18 protein-coding genes are annotated in these 23,802 nt (G+C 53.1%); 15 read left to right on the plus strand and 3 right to left on the minus strand.

Going from position 1 to position 23,802, the window contains the following annotated elements; translation table 11 throughout:
- The first annotated feature begins 85 nt into the window (after positions 1 to 85).
- From hrpA to ACT3T7_RS15955, 5 genes are all read left to right on the plus strand, one after another.
- The gene (gene hrpA, locus ACT3T7_RS15935; protein WP_444631537.1) at positions 86 to 4,090 is read left to right on the plus strand and encodes an ATP-dependent RNA helicase HrpA; all 4,005 of its coding nucleotides are present in this window, start codon (positions 86 to 88) and stop codon (positions 4,088 to 4,090) included.
- Positions 4,091 to 4,202: 112 nt separating this feature from the next.
- Positions 4,203 to 5,324, plus strand: coding sequence for a beta-ketoacyl-ACP synthase III (locus ACT3T7_RS15940; protein WP_444631538.1), 1,122 nt, complete (start codon positions 4,203 to 4,205; stop codon positions 5,322 to 5,324).
- Positions 5,325 to 5,371: 47 nt separating this feature from the next.
- A complete protein-coding gene (locus ACT3T7_RS15945; protein ID WP_444631539.1) occupies positions 5,372 to 6,196 on the plus strand; it encodes an MlaA family lipoprotein in 825 nt (274 codons plus the stop codon).
- Between the two features lie 8 nt (positions 6,197 to 6,204).
- Positions 6,205 to 7,395 (plus strand): PP2C family protein-serine/threonine phosphatase, encoded by a 1,191-nt coding sequence (locus ACT3T7_RS15950; RefSeq protein WP_444631540.1) that lies wholly within the window; start codon positions 6,205 to 6,207, stop codon positions 7,393 to 7,395.
- On the plus strand, positions 7,385 to 7,903 hold the full coding sequence (locus ACT3T7_RS15955; protein WP_444631541.1) for an STAS domain-containing protein: 519 nt from the start codon (positions 7,385 to 7,387) through the stop codon (positions 7,901 to 7,903). Before ACT3T7_RS15950 ends, ACT3T7_RS15955 begins: the two co-directional genes overlap by 11 nt.
- Before the next feature lie 96 nt (positions 7,904 to 7,999).
- Here the strand turns inward: ACT3T7_RS15955 and tal are convergent, their stop codons facing one another.
- Positions 8,000 to 8,938: a transaldolase gene (gene tal / locus ACT3T7_RS15960; protein WP_444631542.1), complete on the minus strand. Its 939-nt coding sequence runs from the start codon at positions 8,936 to 8,938 to the stop codon at positions 8,000 to 8,002.
- 26 nt (positions 8,939 to 8,964) lie between these two features.
- Complete coding sequence (locus ACT3T7_RS15965; RefSeq protein WP_444631543.1) at positions 8,965 to 10,629, minus strand: methyl-accepting chemotaxis protein; 1,665 nt, start codon at positions 10,627 to 10,629, stop codon at positions 8,965 to 8,967.
- Positions 10,630 to 10,795: 166 nt separating this feature from the next.
- Here ACT3T7_RS15965 and ACT3T7_RS15970 point away from each other — a divergent pair, with 166 nt between their 5' ends.
- From ACT3T7_RS15970 to pstB, 5 genes are all read left to right on the plus strand, one after another.
- Positions 10,796 to 11,983 (plus strand): multidrug effflux MFS transporter, encoded by a 1,188-nt coding sequence (locus ACT3T7_RS15970; RefSeq protein ID WP_444631544.1) that lies wholly within the window; start codon positions 10,796 to 10,798, stop codon positions 11,981 to 11,983.
- A gap of 179 nt (positions 11,984 to 12,162) precedes the next feature.
- Complete coding sequence (locus tag ACT3T7_RS15975; protein WP_172117052.1) at positions 12,163 to 13,173, plus strand: substrate-binding domain-containing protein; 1,011 nt, start codon at positions 12,163 to 12,165, stop codon at positions 13,171 to 13,173.
- Between the two features lie 107 nt (positions 13,174 to 13,280).
- A complete protein-coding gene (gene pstC, locus ACT3T7_RS15980) occupies positions 13,281 to 14,660 on the plus strand; it encodes a phosphate ABC transporter permease subunit PstC (RefSeq protein ID WP_444631545.1) in 1,380 nt (459 codons plus the stop codon).
- 6 nt (positions 14,661 to 14,666) lie between these two features.
- Complete coding sequence (gene pstA / locus ACT3T7_RS15985) at positions 14,667 to 16,025, plus strand: phosphate ABC transporter permease PstA (protein ID WP_444631546.1); 1,359 nt, start codon at positions 14,667 to 14,669, stop codon at positions 16,023 to 16,025.
- Between the two features lie 36 nt (positions 16,026 to 16,061).
- Complete coding sequence (gene pstB, locus ACT3T7_RS15990) at positions 16,062 to 16,865, plus strand: phosphate ABC transporter ATP-binding protein PstB (protein WP_444631552.1); 804 nt, start codon at positions 16,062 to 16,064, stop codon at positions 16,863 to 16,865.
- A gap of 75 nt (positions 16,866 to 16,940) precedes the next feature.
- On the opposite strand, the gene ACT3T7_RS15995 is transcribed toward pstB, so the two are convergent.
- On the minus strand, positions 16,941 to 18,128 hold the full coding sequence (locus ACT3T7_RS15995) for an acetyl-CoA C-acyltransferase (protein WP_444631547.1): 1,188 nt from the start codon (positions 18,126 to 18,128) through the stop codon (positions 16,941 to 16,943).
- 117 nt (positions 18,129 to 18,245) lie between these two features.
- On the opposite strand from ACT3T7_RS15995, the gene ACT3T7_RS16000 reads away from it, so the two are divergent.
- The 5 genes from ACT3T7_RS16000 to ACT3T7_RS16020 all read left to right on the plus strand — a co-directional run.
- Positions 18,246 to 18,818 (plus strand): TetR/AcrR family transcriptional regulator, encoded by a 573-nt coding sequence (locus ACT3T7_RS16000; protein WP_172117048.1) that lies wholly within the window; start codon positions 18,246 to 18,248, stop codon positions 18,816 to 18,818.
- A 274-nt stretch (positions 18,819 to 19,092) separates the two neighbouring features.
- Positions 19,093 to 20,757, plus strand: coding sequence for an AMP-binding protein (locus ACT3T7_RS16005; RefSeq protein WP_444631548.1), 1,665 nt, complete (start codon positions 19,093 to 19,095; stop codon positions 20,755 to 20,757).
- 20 nt (positions 20,758 to 20,777) lie between these two features.
- Positions 20,778 to 21,545 carry an SDR family NAD(P)-dependent oxidoreductase gene (locus ACT3T7_RS16010; RefSeq protein ID WP_172117046.1) on the plus strand — a complete coding sequence of 256 codons (768 nt, stop codon included), beginning with the start codon at positions 20,778 to 20,780 and terminating at the stop codon, positions 21,543 to 21,545.
- A gap of 230 nt (positions 21,546 to 21,775) precedes the next feature.
- The gene (locus ACT3T7_RS16015; RefSeq protein ID WP_444631549.1) at positions 21,776 to 23,581 is read left to right on the plus strand and encodes an acyl-CoA dehydrogenase C-terminal domain-containing protein; all 1,806 of its coding nucleotides are present in this window, start codon (positions 21,776 to 21,778) and stop codon (positions 23,579 to 23,581) included.
- Between the two features lie 10 nt (positions 23,582 to 23,591).
- Positions 23,592 to 23,802, plus strand: a 211-nt coding sequence (locus ACT3T7_RS16020) for a hypothetical protein (protein WP_444631550.1), incomplete at its 3' end; no start/stop codon positions are given.

The raw sequence follows: 23,802 nt of genomic DNA on the forward strand, positions 1-23,802 counted from the left end.
TACAATATTCGGCCCGCTCGCGTAGCGGGCCGAATAGTTATTTGCCCTACCGATATCCATTGGTACATCTGCTTTTCAATAACGAATGGAAACTGAGCCTAACGTGACCACCGATATGCCCTCTGATCTTACCGATAATCAACGCTTGGCTACGCTTAATGAAACCATAAGCAACGTTATGCTGCGTGATGCCCAGCGCCTTGAGCGGCGCGTAGCAGGGCTGGCGCGTCGCCTGCGCGACAACAAGCCGATTGGTCACGGTTTGCACGAGGTGGAGCGCGATATTCACCGGGCACAGCAAGTGTTTAACCAGCGCGAGGCGTTGAAGGTGACCTTTAACTATCCGGCTGAGTTGCCGGTGGTTGAGCGTCGGGAAGATATTTTAAACGCCCTTCGTGACCATCAGGTGGTGGTAGTGGCGGGGGAGACCGGGTCGGGCAAAACGACTCAGCTCCCCAAAATGTGCCTGGAGTTAGGCCGTGGACGTAAAGGACTTATTGGCCATACACAGCCACGGCGTTTAGCGGCGCGCAGTGTTGCCGGGCGGCTGGCCGAAGAGCTTGAGGTGTCGCTTGGCGAGCAGGTGGGCTATCAGGTACGTTTTACGGATCAAAGCAGCCCCACCACGCTAGTGAAGCTAATGACCGACGGCATCTTGCTGGCTGAAACCCAGCACGATCCCTTGCTGCTGCGCTACGACACCATCATTATTGATGAAGCTCATGAGCGCAGCCTGAACATCGATTTTCTGCTGGGCTATTTAAAAAGGTTGTTGCCTAAACGTCCTGACCTTAAAGTGATTATTACCTCGGCAACCATTGATGTTGATCGTTTTGCCGCGCATTTCGGTACGCCTAAAGCACCCGCACCCGTCGTTGAGGTATCAGGACGTACGTATCCGGTCGACGTGCATTATCGCCCTTTGGTGCGTGATGAAGAAGATGAAGAGGATCGCACCTTACAAGAAGGGATTTTGCACGCCGTTCTCGAAATCGAAGCCATCGAGCGCGAAAAAGGCTGGCTACATGGCCCCCGGGATGTTCTGGTATTTTTGCCGGGCGAGCGAGAAATTCGTGAAACAGCCGATACGTTACGCCGGGCTGATTTGCAAGGGACGGAAATTCTGCCGCTGTACGCACGTCTCTCCAATGAGGAGCAGAACCGGGTTTTTTCTGCCCACCGTGGAAGGCGCATTGTGTTGGCCACTAACGTTGCGGAAACCTCGTTGACGGTGCCCGGCATTCGCTATGTGGTGGACCCGGGGCTTGTCCGGATTAGCCGCTACAGCTATCGGGCAAAAATTCAGCGCCTGCCGATTGAGCCGGTAAGCCAGGCCAGTGCCAATCAGCGCAAGGGGCGCTGCGGTAGGGTGGCAGAAGGGGTGTGTATTCGTCTTTACGACGAAGAGGACTTCGTCTCGCGTCCAGCCTTTACCGATCCTGAAATTCAGCGGACCAATTTAGCCTCGGTCATTCTGTCGATGCTGGCGCTAAAACTGGGTGATATTGAGGCGTTTCCCTTTGTAGACCCACCGGACAGCCGCTTTGTAAAAGATGGTTTTCGGCTACTGTTTGAGCTGGGCGCGGTCAACGAAAAGCATCACCTGAGCGAGTTGGGGCGAAAGTTAGCGAAACTGCCCATCGACCCGCGCTTGGCACGGATGGTGTTAGCAGGTGCGGAGCGCGGTAGCCTGCGTGATGTTCTGGTGGTGGTGTCCGCGCTTGCCATTCAGGACCCGCGAGACCGTCCGGCCGATAAACGCCAGGCTGCCGATCAGGCGCACCAGCGTTGGCACGACCCGGATTCGGATTTTGTCGCGCTGCTCAACTTGTGGCATGGCATTGAGAATGCCCGCGAAGCATTATCCGGCAATCAGCTGCGCCGCTGGTGTCGCGAGCACTATATTAATTATTTACGCATGCGTGAATGGCACGATACGTTCCGCCAACTTAGGCAGTTGCTGCGCGATATGCAGATCGATGTTCCCGCTCCGCTACCGCGCAATGACGAGGAGAGTGAAGAACAGGCGCGTCAGGCCAGACGCAAGACCTCAGGCAAGTTACACCAGGCGCTTCTTTCAGGCCTGTTGTCTAACCTGGGCACGGTAGTGGAAAATCGCGAGTACCTGGGGGCGCGTAACCGAAAATTCATGATTCATCCGGGGTCTGGGCTCGCTAAAAAATCGCCCAAGTGGCTAATGGCATTTGAGCTGATTGAAACCACAAAACTGTATGCGCGCACCGTTGCCAAGATCGACCCCCAGTGGATCGAACCGCAGGCTCAGCACTTGGTGAAACGCAGCTATAGCGAACCTCATTGGGAACAAAAGCGCGCGCAGGTCGTTGCTTTTGAGCAAGTAACGCTGTTTGGCCTGCCTATTGTCGCGCGTCGGCGTGTGCACTATGGGCCGATTGCCTCCAAAGAATCGCGCGAGCTGTTTATCCGTCGTGCGCTGGTGGAAGGCGAGTTTACGACCCAGGGCGCGTTTTTTGCTCATAACCGCGCACTCATTGACGAAGTGGAGGCGCTTGAAGACCGCGCCCGCCGCCGTGATATTCTGGTCGATGAAGAGGCGTTGTTTGCGTTTTACGACGCGCGTATTCCAGACGATATTGTCAATGGTAAAGGCTTCGAGCACTGGCGTAAGCAGGCTGAACGCCAGACGCCTGCGCTGTTGAATTTTGATCTGGATGCGCTGAAAGCGCGTGACGCTGCCGATGTCACCCAAGCGCAGTACCCTGACCATTTAACACTTGCCGGGGTGGCTTATCCGGTGAGTTATCACTTTGATCCCAACGCAGACGATGATGGCGTTACATTGACCGTACCTGCCGCCATGCTGCCTCAATTGCCAGTGCACGCATTAGAGTGGTTGGTGCCTGGGCTTTTAAGAGAAAAGTGCATTGCGCTTTTAAAGTCGCTGCCTAAAAGCATTCGCCGCCAAGTGGTACCCATTCCTGATTGGGTCGATGCAGCGTTGGAAACCCTGGTGCCTGATCAACGCCCGCTCACAGAAGCATTGGGCGAATTTATACGTCGACGTACCGCAACGCGTGTTCACCCGGATGACTGGCGGCTGGATCTACTCGATGCCCACCTGATTATGAACATTCGAGTCGTCAATCATGCTGGAGAGCTTCTGGGCCAAGGGCGCGATGTCAGAGCGCTGGAGCAGCGCTTTGAAGCGGCGGCCAGTGCCGGTGCCCAAGCGCTGGCCGAGCAGGCAAACCAGGCGCCTACGCTTGACGGCCTGCCTGAGGAGCCATTGCCTGATTCGCGTGTGACTACGCAGGCGGGCATTCGTGTCGAGGCCTACCCGGCGTTGGTGGCTGAAGCCAGTGAGTTTAAGGTCGCACTTTTTGATCATCCGGCAAAGGCATTGGCGGCGCATCAAGAGGGGGTTGCCCGGCTGGCAATTGCCAAACAGCCTGACCAGGTAAAAGCGATTAAGCGCCTACCCGGTGTTGAAAAATGCGCGCTGCTGTTTGCCAAAGTGGGCAGCAAGCAAGCGTTGCTGGATGACCTGATGTTAGCCGTCTTTACTCAAGTTGTTGCCCAGCATCCTTTGCCGCGCTCATCGGCCGAATTGAGCGCTCGCCTAGACGCTACCAAAGCAGAGTTGGTTGATTACGCGACTTCCCTGCTTGAACAGGTCGAGGCGGCGCTAAAAGGCCACTTGGCAGTGAGTAAAGTGCTTAAAGGCAAGCTCAATTTTGCGCTTGCCCTAGTGTATAACGATATCAGCGTACAGATGCAGCGGCTGGTTTACCCGGGTTTCATTCGTGATGCAGGCCAATGGCTGACAGAGTATCCTCGTTATACCGAAGCCGCGCTCATCCGCCTTGAAAAAGCCGCACGTGAGCGCGGGCGTGACCAGATGCTGATGCATGACGTTCAGGCCCTTGAAACTCGCTTTGATGCGCGGCGTAAAAGCGAGCTTCGGGGGCGTGTTGAAGATCCCGAGTTGGTGGAATTTGGCTGGTGGATACAGGAGCTTCGCGTTTCCCTTTTTGCTCAGCAGTTGGGAACGCTGATGCCTGTATCGGCAAAGCGCCTTGAAAAGCGTTGGCAAGAAATAATTAGCGTTTAAAAGATGACTGGTAAACCCTGCAAATAACGCACACAGTAATATTAAGCGCGAGCCTTGGGCCTGAGTCTGAACAGCAAGCAATAGGGGCAAAAGCCGCTTAGAGGAGATAGGCATGACAAACGTGGTGATAACCGGGACAGGGCTTTATACACCGGAACACGCCATTGATAATGCGGCGCTGGTGGCTGCATTTAATACGTGGGTGGATAACGAAAATGCGTGTCATGCGGATGCGATTGCACGGGGTGAGCGTGAGCCGCTGGCCCACTCCAGCAGCGAGTTCATCGAAAAAGCCTCTGGTATTAAAAGTCGTTACGTATTGGATGCTTCAGGTATTTTAGATCCTGAGCGGATGTGTCCCCGGCTGCCATTACGTCAAAATGACGAGCCCTCTCTTCAGTGTGACATGGCCGTCTCTGCTGCACGCCAAGCGCTGGAAAAGGCCCAGGTAGCACCTGGTGACATCGAACTGGTGATTGTGGCTTGCTCCAATATGGAACGTGCCTATCCTGCGTTAGCGGTAGAAGTGCAGCAGATGCTGGGTGCCAAGGGTTATGGATTTGATATGAACGTGGCTTGCAGCTCTGCTACGTTTGCCCTTGAATCGGCCGCTAATGCTATTGTGTCCGGCAGTATTAAGCGCGCACTGGTAGTGAACCCGGAAATCTGTTCGGCACATTTAAACTTTCGAGACCGTGACAGCCACTTTATTTTCGGCGATGCTTGCACCGCTGTGGTCCTGGAAAACAGTGTCGATGCAGTGGCCGATGAGCGCTTTGAAATTATAGGTACGCGGCTTATTACCCAGTTTTCCAATGCCATTCGCAATAATGCCGGCTTTTTAAACCGTGTTACGGACAGTGATCCGTTAGCAATTGATAAGCTCTTTGTGCAAGAAGGGCGGCGAGTTTTCAAAGAAGTATGTCCCATGGTAGCCCAGTTGATTACAGATCACTTGACGTCGTTGGAGCTATCGGGAAGTGATCTCAAAAAAATGTGGCTGCATCAGGCTAACCGCCATATGAACGATCTTATCGCTCGCAGAGTATTGGGTTTTGAGCCCAGTGAGGCGCAAGCGCCCATCATTTTAGACCGCTATGCAAACACAAGCTCCGCTGGCTCCATTATTGCCTTTCATTTACATCATGAGGATATGGTGGAGGGCGACATTGGTGTGATTTGCTCCTTTGGAGCAGGCTACAGCGCAGGGAGCGTCGTAGTTCGACGTCAGTAACAGTACGACGTCAGTGATAGTACGTTAGTTTTTGAAGAGGAATAACCATGCTGCGGTTGTTAGCCAGGCAAGCCCCCACTTTTTCACTGCGTAACGCAGCTCTACCAGCTGTGCTGCTTATCACCATGGCGGCTAGCGGTTGTGCCAGCACGCAAATGGCTCAAGATGCGAATCCGGATGATCCGTGGGAGGGCTTTAATCGCCGCGTTTTTGCCTTTAACGATGTCGTTGATCAGTATACGTTGAAGCCGGTAGCCCAAGGGTATCGCACGATTACGCCTAGCCCTGTACAAACCGGTGTCAGCAATTTTTTCTCCAACCTTGGAGAAATTCGTACGGTCATAAATAGTCTTCTTCAAGGAAAACCGGCGAACGCTGGGTTGGCAACATCCCGTTTTTTGATCAACACGACGGTGGGTATCGGTGGGTTGCTTGATTACGCGACGTTGATGGAGATTAACGCAAGCGACGAGGATTTCGGGCAAACGCTGGCGGCTTGGGGGTGGGATGACTCACGCTACCTTGTCTTGCCGTTTTTGGGACCCAGTACGTTACGTGATGCTACGGGTCGGCCTGCTGATATCATGACCTATCCCATCGTTTACGTGGATGATAACACCACCGAGCTTGCATTAAGCGCGCTCAATATTATTGATCGACGCGCCGCGTTACTAGATCGGGAAAACTTGATTAGTGGTGATCGCTACAGCTTTGTGCGCGACGCTTATTTGCAGAGCCGCCAGTTTGAAATTAGTGACGGCGAGTTAGGCGATGACCCGTTTGCAATGGATGATTTTGACTTTAACGACAGCGATTTCAATGACAGTGATTTCGACGACAGCGATGTTAGTGACGACGATTTCGCCGATTGAGGCTTGATATGGATCATTCCAGGCAACTGGTTGCGGTAATTGACGCGCCCGGTCCGGAGCGCGATGCGCTGGCAGAAGCCATCACGTGTGACGGTATGGGCGTATATGCTGCAGATAATATCGACTATCTTCCAGCAGAAACCGCTTTGATTGTTGCGCATGCGCATTCGGTGCCTCAGCAGCAGTGGTCGCAGTTGACGCGTCGCTTACCCACGTTGGTGGTGAGCGACTCACGTCAGGATGCGGACCTGATCAAGGCGGTTGACGTAGGGTTGGTGGACTATATCGTTCATCCTCTACGCCATGCTGAACTGCTGCGACGAATGATTCGTAAGGCTATTGAGCTCAATGAGTTAGCTATCGAGCGAGACCGTGATAGAGAAAGACTCGCTGAATTAAACGAGAGCCTGGAGACACATCTGGCGCTGCTGCGCATGGACCAGCAAAGTGGGGGGCATATTCAGCGTCGGTTATTGCCTGCTCGCCCCAAGGTGGTGAACGGCGTTTACTATGATTATTGGTTTGCGCCCTCGCTTTATCTATCCGGCGACTTTCTGGATTATCAGCGTTACAACGACCGTTACAGTGCGTTTTATTTTGCAGACGTTTCTGGGCACGGCGCATCCTCGGCGTTTGTGACCGTGCTATTAAAGTATTTATGCAACCGTTGGCTGAATGAGTGGGACGGCCGCAAACCTGAGTGCTTGGCGCCGGACTGGTTGGCCGCTATGAATCGAGAGTTGCAGGGGACCGATATCGGTAAACATGCAACGTTGTTTGTAGGTGTTATTGACCATCACTCTCATACTCTTCACTATTCGCTCGGTGCACAGCTGCCGATGCCTTTTTTGGTTGCGGGCAGTAAGCTCTCTCGGCTTGAAGGAGAGGGGATGCCAGTAGGCCTTTTCCCCGATATAGAGTATCCTTCGCTGAGCTGTGCCTTGTCGGCCGAATTTCGATTATGGCTGTGTTCAGATGGTGTATTGGAATGCTTGCCGGGTAAAACGCTCGACACGCGGCTCAAGGAGCTTGAGCAATTAGTAAGCGAAAGTGTCACGCTTGAGCAGTTGCGCGAACGGCTAGCCAAAACAAGTGTCCTGCTGGCAGCAGGGGAGACGGGTGAGGCGAACCAGGAACGCGGTGCTTTACCCGATGATCTAACAATCATGATGGTGAGCGGATTTGGTCATGCTGATTGATGAAGGCCGTATTAAAGCGGCGTTCGACTCCGGTGTTTTTGTCTTAAAACTCTGTGGCGATGTGCGGTTAACGCTTTGTGCCACGCTGGATACCCAGGCACAACATCTGGCTGAAACGCCTGGGTTACGTGCGGTAATGATTGACTTGCGTGAAGCGACCAATGTCGATTCAACGGCATTGGGTTTTCTTGCAAAGGTGGCGATGGCTGTAAAAGGGCGCTTGGCCCACCCGCCTACTATCATTGCGGATAATCCTGATGTTCGTAAAATGCTCGATGTTATGGGCTTTGCGCGTTTTTTTACATTGATGGAGGCGCCGCTTCAACAGCCGCCAGCGCTTAGCGATGCGCTTGTTGAACTGCCAGAAGAGCCTGCGGATGAAGATGGGCTGCGCGAGCGAATTCTTGAAGCGCATCGTATTTTAATGCACATGAATGAGCATAATCGCGAGCAGTTCCAACCGTTGGTTGAGATGTTGGAGGCGCAGAATACAGAAGCCCACCATTAAAAAAAGCCTCCCTGATAAAGAAAGGGAGGCCCTGACGACTGGCACCCCCCCACTTTTGTGGGGGGGTGTCGTTTAAGCGTGGCGCAATTTAATAACTTATGACTTTCGCAGTGTGCCGAGTAATGTTTCCAGCTCACGCTGGTCGGCCATAAACTTGCGAATACCTTCCGCTAGTTTATCAGACGCCATTTCATCTTCATTCATGGCCCAGCGGAAATCGCTTTGCGTTAATGGCTCGTCCGCTGAGCTACTCGCGCCCATCGGCGTTAGCTGGCGAGTTAGTTCACCCTGCTGTTCATCCAACTCGGTAAGCAACTTGGGCGAAATGGTCAGACGGTCACAGCCTGCCAGAGATACAATCTCGCCGATATTACGAAAGCTTGCGCCCATTACGATGGTGGGGTAGTTATGGCCCTTGTAGTAGCTGTAAATCTGTTTGACAGACTGTACGCCTGGGTCATTGTTACCGTTAAAATCGGCTTCAGGCTGACGAGATTTATGCCAATCGAGGATGCGCCCGACAAACGGCGAAATCAAAGTGACGCCTGCATCGGCACATGCTTGAGCCTGAGCAAAACCAAACAGCAGCGTGAGGTTGGTGCGGATGCCTTCACGCTCAAGCTGTTGCGCTGCCTGAATACCCTCCCAAGTGGAGGCCATCTTGATTAATATGCGCTCATGGCCCACGCCCTTTTGGGCGTACCGCTCGATCAGTGAATGCGCGCGCGCAATAGTGGCATCACGGTCGAATGAAAGCCGAGCGCTTACTTCGGTGGATACGTAGCCGGGCACCAGTTCACTAATTTCACTGCCAATCTCGACAGCCACGCGGTCAACCGCATCATCAATATCCTTGCTTTCCTTGGCAATAGCGGCCAAGTGGGCGCGGCGCTGCTCTTGCTGAGCGGCTTGTAGGATGAGTGAAGGGTTCGTCGTTGCATCTTGTGGCGCAAAACGTCGGATGGCTTCAAGGTCGCCGGTATCGGCGACTACCGAGGTCATTTCTTTAAGCTGTGTTAGCAGGCTAGTGGCCATTCATTACTCCTTGCGTCGTTAGTCCTTTACTGTAGCAAGGCAGGCGCTCGCTGAATATTATCCGATGTGGGGGTATTGGATAAGTCAGGTGTTGGCGGAGAGGCCTGCCAAATAAAATCATCGCTGGATATCTCTCCGACTTTAAAGCGCGCGGCCTGTTCACGCATCCTTTCTGCAGCGGCTTCAAGCGACATTGCATCCTGGGCAGTAGCTTCAACCTGCTTGGTATTGGCTCGATTCACCTGGGTCTGTTCGTGCAGTGTTGAATTCAGATGTTCAATGTGGCGGTGCTGCTCATTAGCCGCATCAGCGATCTGAAGCATGATGCTATTGGCTTGTTCGGTCGTTTCAACAATCGCGTTCATGCCGTGGCTGGCCTTATTGGATAAGGTATGGCCACGCTCAATACTGTTGCCTGATGTGGCAAGCAAGGTTTGGATTTGGCGCGCAGCTTCAGCGCTGCGTGAGGCTAGTTGGCGTACTTCGCCCGCCACGACGGCAAAGCCTCGGCCTTGTTCGCCAGCGCGAGCGGCCTCTACAGAGGCGTTTAACGCAAGAATATTGGTTTGAAAAGCGATGGAGTCAATAACATTAACAATCTCATCGACTTCTTTTGAGCGTGCGTGAATCTCCTCCATGGTGGTCAGGAAGTTGGTCATTATCTGGCTACCATCTTGGGTTTGTGATGCCGCCGTAGACGTTAGTTGGGTTGCATCGGCGGCAAAACCAGCGGTGGTGGCAACGTTCTCTGTCAGCTCATCCAGGTTAGCCGCGGTCGTTTCGTGGGATGCGTTTTGCTGGCGCGTTCGGATAGCAAGGTCTTCATTGCCTAGCGCCAGGCGTTGAGCGCTATCGAAAATATGGCGGCTATTACTATGAAGCTCTGAAACGGTTTCAATGAGTGCACGCTGCATATTATCCAGCTCTTGGTAGAGCTGGCCTATTTCATTATTGCCTTGAGCCGGGACCTTAACGCTTAAATCACCCTCGGCCATTGTACGAAAGTGTGCGACCAAGCGGTTAATAGGTAATAGAACATGACGCTGCCCAATCCAGGCCATTAAACCTAGCAGTGCCAAGGCAATAGCAATGCCTCCTGACAGCAATTGACCAATCAACTGACCGCGGCGTTGAGCGTTAGTCATTAGCTCTGTACCCTGACGGTCAGCCAGTTGATAAAAGCTACGTGCCTCTTCGGTTAGGGCTTGGCTATGTGCTAACGCATCAAGCGTCAATTGCCGGTAGCCGCCGCGGTCACCTGTCTGAACGGCGTTTAATTGTTCATTCATCGTGCCAATAAGCGCTGTTGCCTGCTGCTCAATAGCGTCTCGAAGTGTCGGGTGAGGTGTTTCAGCGGTTGCTTCCAAAAACGTTGCCAGCGCTACTGCCATTTCAGAGAGCTCATTTTCGACCGCTTGAAGCGCCTCTGTCGGGTCTCCTAGCGAGGGGCGCAATTGGCGTTCAAGCGCTCTGTCCAAACGGTGCAATCCCTCAAGGCCCGCTATATGAAGCCGGTTTAGCGATGACGACTGTTGAACATTAACCTGTTCAAGAAGCGCTAAATCGTTCTGGCTCTGCTGCATCATTTTCCATGTCAGTAGGGCAAACATGAGCACACACAGTGCGACAAGCAGTAAGGCGGATAGGCTTAGCCAGCGTAGTGGGATATTTTTCAGCGCTCTAAAATTCATAGTGCTTCCATGAGTTGGTCTTGGAAAAGGCTTATGAATCCTAGGCTAAGCAGTTTATGTTTCAGTTTTTCGGGGCTGCGGTGCTTAATTTTCATCACCGCGTTACTATTAGCGGCCTATCGATTGCTGCCGTGCTTGATGGTGGCTAATTAATTCAGGGAGTCCTATGGAACTTAACCCACGACGGGTTGCTTTGTTGGTTGCTGCCAACACAGCGCTTGCCCCTTTTGCGATTGACGCCTATTTGCCTGCGATTGGTGTGTTAGCGGAATCTGTTAATGCCAGCATTCATCACGCGGAGCTTTCGATTAGTGTGTTCCTGTTTGGTTTTGCCATTGGTCAACTTGTCTTTGGACCGCTATCTGACCGGATAGGACGCAAGCCGGTACTCATGGGTGGTTTAGTCGTATTTATGCTGGCAAGCCTGATGATTACCACGGCTGATAGCCTCAACTCGCTTTTGTTTTGGCGATTTATCCAGGCGCTGGGTGGCGGAGCCTGCGTGGTTAACTCTGCCGCCATTGTACGCGACTGCTTTAGCGGCCGAGAGGCTGCCAAAGTGATGTCGACCATGGCCATGATCATGATGTTGGCTCCCCTGGTGGCACCGGCGGTGGGGAGTATGCTGCTGCATGTGGCAGGCTGGTGGCTGATTTTTGTTTTTCTTGCGGCATATGCCGGTTTTTTGCTTTGGCTGCTGGGGACGCGGTTACCCGAAACCCGTGATATGACACTGCCTGCAGCGTCGCCTCGTCAGGTGCTCGGCAATTATGTAAGCGTGCTGCGGCATAAAGAAGGCATGGGGTATATCTGTGCAGTGGCCGCCTCTTTTGCCGGTCTTTTCGCCTTTGTAACAGCATCGCCCTTTGTCTATCTTGATTATTTTGGTCTCTCTCCGGGGATGTATCCGCTGATTTTCGGGGTTAACGTCGTTGTTATTGCGCTCTCCAACCGCGTTAATATTTATATGCTGCGTCAACGCACACCCCAACAAAACCTGCGCTTGGGGTTAATGATCCAGATGATCGCGGGCTTGGGCTTGGTGATCGTTACAGCGCTGGATATGGTCACGCTATATACCGTTGTGCCTCTGGTGATGGTATTTACTGGCATGATTGGCTTGATCACTCCGAATGCCATCTCGTCACTGCTGGATCACTTTGGGCATATCAGTGCGACCGCAACGGCGTTGCTGGGTGGCATCCAGTTTAGCTGTGGCGCGCTTGCCGGGGTGTTGGTCGGGGCGTTTGAAGTCGCCCACCTGTGGCCCATGGTATTGACCATGCTGGGGGCGTCATTGTTGGGCAATATTGGCGTGCGGATGCTGACCGACAATTCAGAACAGAGTCGCTAGTCGTTTTATCCTGTCGTAGTGTTCTCATTTGCTATACGACGTTTTGCGTATTTAACGATTTAGAGATTGTCATATTTCTGCAATGATACGTGTGCAAACTCTCCTTTGTGAAAGGCCAGAAGGCCAACTCTTCCGGTAAGCATCAGCTGGCCGGATATCAAACCAGAGGGGAACACGACGTGAAAAAGCATACGCTAAGTGTTGCAGTAGTAGCCGGTCTAGCGGTAGGTGTTTCAAGCGCTGCCATGGCTCGCGACACAATCCAAATTGCGGGCTCTTCTACTGTACTGCCGTTTGCAGGTATCGTGGCTGAAGAGTTTGGTAATACGTATTCTCAGTTTAATACGCCGGTAGTTGGTTCTGGTGGTTCAAGTGGCGGCCTTCGTCAGTTCTGCCAGGGCGTTGGTGAAAACACCATCGATATCGCTAACGCTTCTCGCTCAATTCGTAGCGGTGAGGTTGAGAGCTGTGCCGAAAACGGTGTTAACGAAATTATTGAAATCCAATTCGGCTACGACGGCATTGTATTTGCCTCGCGCCTTGATCGTGGCGAGTTTGCACTAACGCCTGAGCATGTTTTCAAAGCGGCTGCTGCTCAACTGCCGCAAAACGGCGAACTGGTTGATAACCCCTACACCCGCTGGTCTGAAATCGACAGCAACCTGCCTGACCAGGAAATCGTACTGGTTATCCCGGCTTCCAACCACGGTACGCGTGAAGTCTTTGAAGAGAAAGTCGTTCACCCGGGTTGTGACACTGTTGCTGAAGTAGAAGGCGATGCTTGCATCAACCTGCGTGGCGATGGCCGTATCGTTGAAATTGCCGGCGATTACACCGAAACCCTGGCACGCCTGGATGCTCAGGAAGATGCAGTAGGTGTCTTCGGTCTTAGCTTCTACGATCAAAACCGTGACCGCTTGCAAGTAGCGACCGTTGATGGTGTAACACCTAGCCTGGAAACGATTGGCTCTGGTGAGTATCCGGTTTCTCGTCCGCTGTTCTTCTACGTGAAAGGCGAGCACATTGACGTGATTCCTGGCCTGGCGGAATACACGGAGTTCTTCCTGAACGAAATGACCTCTGGCTATGGCAGCCCGCTGGAAGACGCTGGTCTGATCCCGATGGATGAGAGCGAGCGTAGCCAAGTGCTTGAGCAGTTCGAATCCCGTACGGTCGTAAGCGTCGACTAAGTGCGGCACTGCTTCAGATTCGGTGTACCTTATTAAGTTTGTTTTTGCGCCAGCATCATGCAGTTGATGCTGGCGCTTAAACGTAGCAAGTCAAAGGCGGAAAGATAATGAGCAACTTTGCCTTGATAGCCACGCTGTTGGTGTTGATGGCCTTGGCATACCATTTAGGCTTGACGCGCAGCCGTGCGGTTGCGGCAACTCAAGATGTACGAATGCATTCGCGGCCGGGCTATTACGGTACGCTTGTGGCGCTTTGGTGCGGCTTGCCTGCACTCGCTATATTTTTATTATGGTCATTTTTAGCCCCTCAGTTAATCGACATGCTGGTTATTCAGCAGTTGCCTACTGACATGGTTGCCAGTATGAGCGACCGTGAAATGCAAACGTTTCTGGATCGTGTAACTGCCTTGGCAAACGAACATGGCGTAGCGGGTGGTGGTAGTCCTGAAGAGTGGGCCGCTGCGGCACATATGGCAAGGCTCCAAACGTTTGAAAATTTTAGCCTGGTGGCATTAGTCGCCGTGCTATCTGTGGCGGGCCTGGTCATTGCACGGCGGCGTATCACGCCCCAGTGGCGCGCCCGTAACCAGGTTGAACGGGTTATTATGTTTGCGCTAGCCGCAAGCTCGGCTGTCGCTATATTTACAACGATTGGCATTGTGCTCTCCATGCTGGGCGAGGCAATGAGGTTCTTTAGTTTTATTAGTCCCGCCGACTTCTTTTTTGGCACTACCTGGAACCCTCGATTTAGCACCTCTGGTACCTCTGACCAAGGGGAGTTTGGTTTATTACCCCTCCTCTGGGGCACCATAATGGTCAGTGGCATTGCACTGTTGGTAGCGATTCCTGTTGGGTTAATGACCGCAATCTACATGGCAGAGTACGCGCCGCCCTGGTTGCGCAATGTGGCCAAGCCGGTGATTGAGATTTTGGCGGGTATCCCGACCATTGTTTATGGCTTTTTCGCGCTGATGGTAGTGGGCCCCTTTCTCTCCGCTTTTGGTGATCTGATTGGCATTAATATTCGCACAACCAGCGCGCTAACAGCGGGCCTGGTCATGGGGATCATGATCATTCCTTTTGTCTCCTCGCTGTCTGACGACATTATTACCCAAGTGCCTAAGTCGCTGAGGGATGGTGCGCTGGGTTTGGGCGCCACCAAGTCAGAAACGATTCGGCAGGTGGTGTTGCCCGCCGCGCTTCCCGGCATTGTGGGTGCTTTTTTGCTGGCAGCTAGCCGCGCGATTGGGGAAACCATGATTGTGGTATTGGCCGCTGGTAATAACCCTGTACTGCATGCCAACCCTTTCGAGGCGGTATCGACTATTACCGTAACGATTGTTAACCAATTGACCGGGGATATGGATTTTGCAAGCCCCCAGTCACTGGTTGCGTTTGCCCTTGGTCTTACCCTGTTTGTGATCACCTTAGGCCTAAACGTCATCGCACTGGTTGTCGTGCGTAAATATCGCCAGCAATACGAGTAAGTGACTATGTCCATAACGATTGAGCAGCGCCGGCAACACCGGCTGATGACGATAGAAAAGTCGCTGGCGAAACGGCATCGTAAAGAAAACAGCTTTCGGCGGATGGGACTTGCCGCCGTTATTACCGGTATGGTGCTGGTCGCCATCCTGTTTATCAGCATACTGATGCGTGGTGTGCCAGCGTTTTGGCAAGCCACCATGTACATGGATGTGTATTTCGACCCTGAGATTATCCAGCTTGAGCCCAAACCTGAACGCGCTAGTGGCGAGAGCCAGTTTGAGTTTGAAGAGCGTTTTTTACAGTGGGAAACACAAGCAGGGCTGGCCAATTGGCAATCCTTAATTGATAACGCTCTGGAAGAGGCGTTGGGGGTAGAGGTAGAGGGGCCGCAGTTACGTGATCTGCGTGCGCTTGTCACCTCTGGCGAGCGCTATGCGTTGCGTGATCGGTTTGTTGAAGATCCTTCGCTGTTGGGGCAAACCGTCGAACTCAAGATGCTGGCGAGTGCGAACGTGGATGTCTGGGTCAAAGGCAATATTGATCGTGATTTACCTGATGCACGCCAACAGCTAAGTGCTCAAACGCGTGCCTGGGCTGACCAGCTTGAAGCGTCTGGTGTCATTCGTAACGCGTTTAGTACCTCGTTATTTTTAAATACTGACTCACGCAGCTCTTTGGCATCAGCGGGACTGGCCGGGGCCTTTATGGGTTCGCTGTTTATGATGATCATCGTCATCGCGCTGTCTGTGCCGTTAGGGGTATCAAGCGCTATTTATCTGGAAGAGTTTGCGCCCAAGAATCGCTTAACCGATCTAATTGAAATCAATATCAATAACCTGGCAGCGGTTCCTTCCATTGTGTTTGGTTTGCTGGGCGCATCTATCTTTATTGGCTATTTAAGATTGCCTATTTCAGCGCCGCTGGTAGGGGGGCTGGTGCTTACGTTGATGACGTTACCGACCATTATTATCGCTACGCGGGCATCGTTACGCTCCATTCCGCCCTCTATTCGTCAAGCGGCGTTGGGGATCGGGGCATCGCGAGTGCAGACGGTATTTCACCACGTATTGCCCTTGGCGCTTCCCGGTATTTTGACAGGCTCTATTTTGGGTGTTGCTCAAGCATTGGGGGAAACAGCGCCCTTGCTTCTGATCGGTATGAACGCGTTTGTCGCGAGTGTGCCAGCAACACCGTTGGATCAATCAACCGCGCTGCCAGTACAGATTTATCTATGGCAAGGCAATGAGCTGCGTAATTTCTTCGAAGCACGCACGTCTGCGGCCATCATTGTATTGCTGGGACTAATGTTAAGCTTGAATGCATTGGCGATTTGGTTGCGTAAAAAATTCGAGACGAGGTGGTAAGTGAATACTTCAACAGAGCCGATGACAACAACTCCCATGGTTAGCGTCGGGGGCGGTGAAAGCCGCACCAGCAAGGCGAAAGACAAGGTCAAAATGAGTGCCGAAGCCGTTAAGGTGTTTTACGGAGACTCTCAGGCAATTAACGGTATTGACCTGGATATCTACGAAAACGAAGTGCTGGCCTTTATTGGGCCTTCCGGTTGCGGTAAATCGACATTTTTACGCTGCTTAAACCGCATGAACGACACCATCGATATTTGTCGTGTTGAAGGCAAGATTACATTAGATCAAAACGATATTTATGCGGCTAACCGTGATGTAGTATTGCTGCGCGCTCAGGTGGGGATTGTGTTCCAAAAGCCGAACCCCTTCCCGAAATCCATCTACGAAAATATTGCATATGGGCCGCGCTTGCACGGCTTGGCTCGGCGTAAGGCCGAGCTTGACGATATTGTAGAAAGCAGCCTGCGCCGCGCAGGGCTTTGGGAAGAGGTAAAAGACCGTCTTGATCACCCAGGTACCGGGTTGTCAGGTGGTCAGCAGCAGCGTTTGTGTATTGCACGGGCGGTAGCGGTAAGTCCGGATGTCATTTTGATGGATGAGCCGTGCTCTGCACTTGACCCCATTGCCACGGCCAAAGTGGAGCAGCTGATTGATGAGTTAAGCGAGAGCTATACCATCGTCATGGTTACTCACAATATGCAGCAGGCCGCTCGAGTGGCAGACCGCACTGCGTTTTTCCATATGGGCGACTTGGTCGAAGTGGATAGCACTGATCAGATATTCACTAACCCCCAGGATCAGCGTACTCACGACTACATTACCGGGCGGTTTGGATAAGCAACAACTTCCTGGCGTGAGTGATAGGAAGGCGCGGGGCTAACGCTGTAAGGCGTTGGCCCCGCGTCGTTTATGTTAGTCGATAAGCTCAACGGCAACCGCTGTGGCCTCGCCGCCACCAATACACAGGCTGGCAATGCCACGCTTGCCGCCTTGAGTACGCAGGGCATGAATAAGCGTGGCAATGATGCGTGAACCGGTAGAGCCAACAGGGTGCCCTTGGGCGCAGGCGCCACCAAAAATATTGACCTTGCTGTGAGGTAAGCCCAGATTGTCCATTGCCATTAGCGTCACCACGGCAAAGGCTTCGTTAATCTCAAATAAATCGACGTCGCCGACGCTCCAGCCAAGCTTTTTCATCAGGCTTTCTATGGCGCCTACTGGGGCAATCGTAAACTCGCTGGGGTGGCGAGCGTGGGTTGCATGCCCCAGCATTCTGGCTAATGGCTTCACGCCGTGGCGTTCGGCTGCTTCTGCGCTTGCCACGATAAGCGCTGAAGCGCCATCGGAGATAGAGCTGGCATTTGCTGCGGTGATGGTGCCATCTTTAGAAAAGGCTGGTCGCATATGGCGAATTTTGTCGAGTTTGGCTTGAAACGGTTGTTCATCATGTTCAATAAGCGTGTCGCCTTGGCGAGTAGATACGGTGACGGGCGCCATTTCAGCATCCAGTTGCCCACCGTTGGAAGCAGCGATAGCGCGCTCGAGCGAGGCAATGGCAAAATCATCCAAACGCTCCCGCGTGTAGCCTCGCCGTGAAGCGATATCCTGAGCGAAAACGCCCATTAATGTGCCCGTTTCAGCATCCTCAAGGCCATCCAGAAACATGTGGTCTTTGAGTTCGCCGTGGCCTAACCGATAACCGCCGCGGGCTTTGGTCAGCACGTAGGGGGCGTTGGACATGGACTCCATGCCCCCCGCCAGTAGAATTTGCCCGCTACCCGCTTTAATCACGTCGTGGGCGAGCATGGCGGCCTTCATGCCCGAACCGCATAGCTTGTTAATCGTCATTGCGCCGCACGCATCTGGTATGCCGGCCTGACGCATGGCTTGGCGAGCGGGGCCTTGTTTGACACCCCCCGGAAGCACGCAGCCCATAATGCCTTCATCAATGGCATCGGGCTCAATGCCCGCGCGTTGAACCGCTGCACGAATAGCAACCGCGCCCAGTCCAGGGGCGCTCATGCTCGATAAGTTGCCCATCATGCCTCCCATGGGGGTGCGTGCAGCGGATAGAAATACGATATCGGTTGCAGTATTCATTAGCTAACTCCTTAGGATTTATTGTGATTATTCTGCTGGGCGGTAAGCGATGCGTTGACCCGTTGGCGGGGCTGTGGTTTTCTCGTAGATAACCAAGCAAGCGCTAGTGTGAGTGAAATGAATGTAATAAATGCATCTGTGCGCCGCAAGGAATTGACGCGTTTAGCGGCTCAGCTCTTTGTCCAAGAGGGCTTTGATCGTACCACTGTACGTATGCTGGCGCAGGAAATGGGGATCAAGTCCGGCAGCCTGTTTCATCACTTCAAGGATAAACAGGAAATCCTTGCTGCGGTGATCGAGGAAGGAATGCAGAATGCGCTAATGATTGCTCGTCAATCGATTGAGCGCTGCTCGTCTGACCCTGAAGCGCGGCTGCGGGCGATGGCACGTGCTCATCTGGAAACGCTGTTTACCGACCGCAATTCTCATGTAGTGGCCCTGTTTGAATGGCGGCGCCTGGACCCTGCCGCTAGCGCACACTTAAGCCATTTGCGCGATGCATATGAGGCTTTGTGGGTGCAGGTTATAGACGATGCTTTGGAAGCGAAGCTTATCCGTGGGGATCGCTTTCTGGTTTCGCGATTTATATTGGGTGCCTTGAACTGGACCGTGCGCTGGTATGACCCTGGTGGCCCACGTACGCCAGATGACCTTGCGGATGAGTTGGTGGCGATGATCATGGCGCGCTAAGCGCTATTTTTTAAGCAACCAGCCAGCGTCCTCAATGCTTTTTTCTAGCAGTAGTAAATAGGCACTTTCTGCCAGCGACTCGTCTGTGTATTTCCTCGACCAACGTATAACCCTTTAACGCGGTAGATAGCTTGCGCTTCCTGCGGATTGCTTTTAGCGTTGAGGTTATCTGTGGGGTTCCGTTAACGTAAACTGAAAGCAATGTACGTATGACTTAAAACGTTATCCCGTCTGTTGCAAGACTGCTCATTACCAACAACATAAGAGAGCCATCATGACAGCGACACCACTCCCCGATTATTCGGGTTATCTTGAGCATTTCTCAATCGGCCAGATGGTTGCCCGTCTGGATGATCATCAGGACGGCCAGCTCAATGCTTTTGAAGCGTGCTGTGGATGCCATGTGCGAGCGGGGCGCGGAGAAGTGCTGGCGCTGATTCATGAGGATACCCAAGGTGTAACGCACACCCTGACGTATGCCGAGCTGGACGAACAGAGTGGCAAACTGGCGGGTTGGTTGGTAGCGCAAGGCCTAAAAGAGGGAGACCGCATTGCCTGCATGCTGCCTCGGTCAGAGGCGTTGCTGATAGCTGTGCTTGCTACCTGGCGGATAGGAGGCGTATATCAGCCGCTATTTACAGCCTTTGGGCCTGATGCAGTGGATTACCGTTTGGGCCGGGCAGATACCAAACTGGTGATCACCGATCACGCCAACCGCGATAAATTTGACGGCTTGAGTCAGTGCCCGTCAATACTGACGGTGGGAGGGGCGAGCCGCGAACATCCAAATGATCTGGATTGGCAGGCTGCCTTGGCGCACGTGTCAATGACGGCCCAGCCGCCTCGCCTTGATCCTACCCAGCCTTTTTTGCAAATGTTCACCTCGGGTACCGTGGGCAAGCCCAAGGGTGTGGCCGTACCGCTTTCGGCAATGACCGCCTTTGCGCTGTATATGGAACTTGCCGTTGACCTGCGTGATGATGACTGCTTCTGGAATATGGCGGACCCTGGGTGGGCGTATGGCCTTTACTACGCCATTACCGGACCGCTGCTGTTAGGTGTGACCACGCATTTCTGCGAAGCCGGGTTTAGTGCCGAAGGGGCGCTTGACTTTATGAAACGTCACCGGATCACCAATTTTGCGGCAGCCCCCACGGCCTATCGTTTAATGAAGGCGTCAGGGTTGTTCGATGATGCCTATCAAACGTTATCGCTGCGCGCTGCCAGCTCGGCAGGCGAGCCGTTAAATACTGAAGTGGTCAACTGGGTCGAAAAATCGCTTGGCTGTTCAGTGATGGACCACTACGGGCAAACCGAAACGGGCATGACCTGCAACAATCATCATACCCTTGATCACCCCAAGCATGTAGGTGGCATGGGCGTACCTTTGCCGGGCTATCGGCTGGCCATTCTGGATGCAGAGTATAATGAGTTGCCAGCGGGAGAGCCGGGCGTACTGGCCGTGGATATTGAGCATTCGCCGGCGCATTTTTTCCAAGGGTATACGTGGCAAGAGAAAAATCCCTTTGTGAAAGGCTATTATCTGACCGGCGATGTAGTGATCTGTAATGAGGATGGTTCGTTCCAGTTTGCAGGCCGTGATGATGACATCATTACCACCGCTGGCTACCGGGTAGGACCTACCGATGTGGAGAATAGCGTCATGATGCATCCTACCGTGGCGGAATCTGCGGCGGTCGGGCAGCCTGATGAAATTCGCGGCGAGGTGATCAAGTCCTATATTGTGCTTCGCGAAGGGTACGAGCCAAGCAATGAGCTGGCTGAGGCGATTCGCCAGCAGGTGCGTGAACGTCTATCTGCCCATGCGTTCCCTCGGGTCATTGAATTCGTCGAGGAGCTGCCTAAAACGCCTAGCGGCAAGATCCAACGCTTCAAGCTACGTGCGCAAGCGGTTGAACAAACCGGCCATAACAATTAATCAATCCAGGGAGAGCCATTATGCAGATAAAGGAGAGCACGTTTTTAATTACCGGGGCGGCGTCTGGGTTGGGCGCAGCAACGGCTGAGCGGTTGGTGGCTGCTGGCGCCAAGGTGGTGCTGTGTGATGTAAGCGACAGTATTCGCCGTCATGCTGCCCAACTAGGAGAGCGCGCAAAAGCCTGTACGGCCGATATTACCTCTTCAGAGCAGATGCAGCAGGCGTTCGAGGTCGCTGCCAAATTGAGCGAAGAAAAAGGGCTCGCGGGTGTTATTCACTGTGCTGGCGTGATTAGCGTGGCCAAGCTAGTGGATCGGGAGGGTAATCCGGCTGACCTAGATGCCTATGCCAAAACAATCCATATCAATCTGGTAGGCACCTTCAACGTCATGCGCTTAGCAGCGGCGGCCATGGCAAAAAACACGCCCAATCAGGATGGCGAGCGTGGCGTGATTATTAACACGGCATCTATTGCCGCCTTCGATGGCCAGGTGGGGCAGTGCGCTTACAGCGCCTCTAAAGCAGGCGTAGTGGGGATGAGTTTGCCTGCCGCTAGAGAGCTTTCTCGGCATGCTATTCGTGTCATGGCGATTGCGCCGGGCGTGTTTGAAACGCCGATGATGGGCGACATACCTGATGAAGCCGCCCAAGCGCTTGCCGCCTCCGTTCCTTTTCCAAAGCGGCTAGGCAGGGCGGAGGAGTTTGCCCAGCTAGCCGAGCATATCATTGTTAATTCCATGCTTAATGGTGAGGTGATTCGGTTGGACGGTGGTATTCGGATGCAGTGAAAGCGCATCCGTTGCTTAGACATCAACTCGCCAGCAATTCGGCTGGCGAGTTTTTTGCGTTTAGCCGATCAATTCTCAATGCTTCGACCAAAGGACTAGCGTTAATGTGGCTTTAATTCAAACGCTCGCTTGACTCGCTTTGCGGTGCGCGCTAGCTTTCAAACATGTGTTTGAAAGCTGTTTTTTTGAAATCCAGCGCTGCTTTCAATTCCCCGTTTAGGAGAAGTGCTATGCCAAGTTATCAGGCCCCTCTGCGTGATATGCGTTTCGTCATGGACGAAATGCTTGATTATCCTGCTCACTACGCTGCATTGCCAGAAGGTGATGACGCTTCACCCGACGTAGTGGCCGCCATTCTGGAAGAGGGCGCGCGCTTTTCTCGTGATGTTCTCCTGCCAATTAATCAAAGCGGCGATGAAGAGGGTTGTGTGCTAGAGGGAGGTGAGGTGAAAGCGCCTCAAGGCTTCAAGGAGGCGTACCAGCAGTACGTAGAAGGCGGTTGGCCAAGTCTGGCGGCTGATCCCGAGCACGGTGGGCAAGGGTTGCCGCCTTCGCTTGCTATGGTGCTTTCGGAAATGATCTGCGCGACCAATTTAGCTTGGGGTATGTATCCAGGGCTTTCTCATGGTGCCGCTGACGCGCTGCGCCATCATGGCACCGATGAGCAGAAAGCGACGTATCTTACCAAGCTGGTGGAAGGCGTTTGGACGGGCACCATGTGCTTAACAGAGCCTCACTGTGGTACCGATCTCGGGTTAATCAAGACTCGCGCCGTGCCAGCTGCTGGAGAGGCTTATACCATTACCGGCACCAAGATATTTATCTCCGCTGGTGAGCATGACTTGGCCGAAAACATTGTCCATCTGGTGCTCGCCAAACTGCCTGATGCGCCAGAAGGGTCAAAAGGTATTTCACTCTTTGTCGTGCCTAAGTTTTTACCTGATGCAGATGGCAATCCCGGTGAGCGCAATGGGGTAACCTGCGGCTCCCTGGAACATAAAATGGGCATTCATGGTAACGCGACGTGCGTTATGAACTTTGATGGTGCCACTGGTTATCTGGTTGGGCCGCCTAATAAAGGGCTGGCGTGCATGTTTACCATGATGAATGCTGCGCGCCTTGGCGTGGGTATCCAAGGGCTTGGTCTCATTGAAGCCAGTTTTCAAAATTCGTTGAGTTACGCCCGTGACCGCCTACAGATGCGTGGTTTGTCAGGCAAGCAGGCGCCCGAAAAACCTGCCGACCCGATTATCGTTCATCCGGATGTGCGCCGGATGCTGCTAACGCAAAAAGCGTTTGCCGAAGGTGGGCGCATGCTGGTGCTTTACGCTGCCCAGTTGCTGGACACCGTTGAGCTTGGTCAGCTTGGTGAAGAAAAAGAGCGTGCTGAAACCTTGCTGGGACTGCTTACGCCGATCGTTAAAGCGTTTTTAACGGAAGTTGGTTTTGAGAGTACTAATGAAGGCGTACAAATTTTTGGTGGTCACGGCTTTATTAAAGAGTGGGGAATGGAGCAGTTAGTGCGTGATGCACGTATTACGCGGCTCTATGAAGGTACTACCGGCATTCAGGCACTCGACCTGCTGGGGCGAAAAGTGCTGATGAGCCAAGGGGAGTCGCTCAAGGTCTTTACCAAAGAGATTCATAAATTCTGTAAAGCCGAGGCTGATAACCCGGCGCTTAAAGAGTTTATTACGCCGCTGTCTAAGCTCAACGCAGAGTGGGGTGAGCTTACGATGGGGGTTGGCATGAAAGCGATGCAGGATCGTGAGGAAGTTGGGGCGGCAAGTGTCGACTACCTGATGTATTCCGGCTATGTCGCGCTTGCTTATCTGTTTGCGCGAGCGGCTAAACAAGCATCTGTGGCGCTTGAAGGTGATGATAAGGCGTTTTATGTCGCCAAGCTGAATACTGCGCGATTCTACTATCAGCGGCTACTGCCGCGTACGAAAGCGCATGCGCAGATGATCCAGGCCGGTGCTGGCAGCTTAATGGCTATCTCCAGCGAAGATTTTGGTCTGGGCTTTGAGATCTAGCATGTAGTGTGTGCAGGCACGCTTTGGTTATTCGCCAAAAGTTTTTATCAGTACTGTGTTCGGTGGTTTGCGGCAGTCTCTTGTTATGGAGCATATCCATCAAGCAGGCCTGCCGCTTTTTTATAGGGCGCTGGATCTTTTTAAAGATAGTGCTTGCCAAACGTCCGACGAATCCGTAAAGTACGCATCCGCTGCCGGGGACGCCCAGCGTTGCCAGCGGC

Source organism: Halomonas sp. 111 (assembly GCF_052379685.1).
GTDB lineage: Bacteria > Pseudomonadota > Gammaproteobacteria > Pseudomonadales > Halomonadaceae > Vreelandella > Vreelandella citrativorans.

Bases quoted from the DNA above. Each gene is read 5' to 3' on its own strand.
- hrpA (WP_444631537.1), top strand. From the start codon at position 86: ATGGAAACTGAGCCTAACGTGACCACCGATATGCCCTCTGATCTTACC.
- ACT3T7_RS15940 (WP_444631538.1), top strand. From the start codon at position 4,203: ATGACAAACGTGGTGATAACCGGGACAGGGCTTTATACACCGGAACAC.
- ACT3T7_RS15945 (WP_444631539.1), top strand. From the start codon at position 5,372: ATGCTGCGGTTGTTAGCCAGGCAAGCCCCCACTTTTTCACTGCGTAAC.
- ACT3T7_RS15950 (WP_444631540.1), top strand. From the start codon at position 6,205: ATGGATCATTCCAGGCAACTGGTTGCGGTAATTGACGCGCCCGGTCCG.
- ACT3T7_RS15955 (WP_444631541.1), top strand. From the start codon at position 7,385: ATGCTGATTGATGAAGGCCGTATTAAAGCGGCGTTCGACTCCGGTGTT.
- tal (WP_444631542.1), bottom strand. From the start codon at position 8,938: ATGGCCACTAGCCTGCTAACACAGCTTAAAGAAATGACCTCGGTAGTC.
- ACT3T7_RS15965 (WP_444631543.1), bottom strand. From the start codon at position 10,629: ATGAATTTTAGAGCGCTGAAAAATATCCCACTACGCTGGCTAAGCCTA.
- ACT3T7_RS15970 (WP_444631544.1), top strand. From the start codon at position 10,796: ATGGAACTTAACCCACGACGGGTTGCTTTGTTGGTTGCTGCCAACACA.
- pstC (WP_444631545.1), top strand. From the start codon at position 13,281: ATGAGCAACTTTGCCTTGATAGCCACGCTGTTGGTGTTGATGGCCTTG.
- pstA (WP_444631546.1), top strand. From the start codon at position 14,667: ATGTCCATAACGATTGAGCAGCGCCGGCAACACCGGCTGATGACGATA.
- pstB (WP_444631552.1), top strand. From the start codon at position 16,062: ATGGTTAGCGTCGGGGGCGGTGAAAGCCGCACCAGCAAGGCGAAAGAC.
- ACT3T7_RS15995 (WP_444631547.1), bottom strand. From the start codon at position 18,128: ATGAATACTGCAACCGATATCGTATTTCTATCCGCTGCACGCACCCCC.
- ACT3T7_RS16000 (WP_172117048.1), top strand. From the start codon at position 18,246: ATGAATGTAATAAATGCATCTGTGCGCCGCAAGGAATTGACGCGTTTA.
- ACT3T7_RS16005 (WP_444631548.1), top strand. From the start codon at position 19,093: ATGACAGCGACACCACTCCCCGATTATTCGGGTTATCTTGAGCATTTC.
- ACT3T7_RS16010 (WP_172117046.1), top strand. From the start codon at position 20,778: ATGCAGATAAAGGAGAGCACGTTTTTAATTACCGGGGCGGCGTCTGGG.
- ACT3T7_RS16015 (WP_444631549.1), top strand. From the start codon at position 21,776: ATGCCAAGTTATCAGGCCCCTCTGCGTGATATGCGTTTCGTCATGGAC.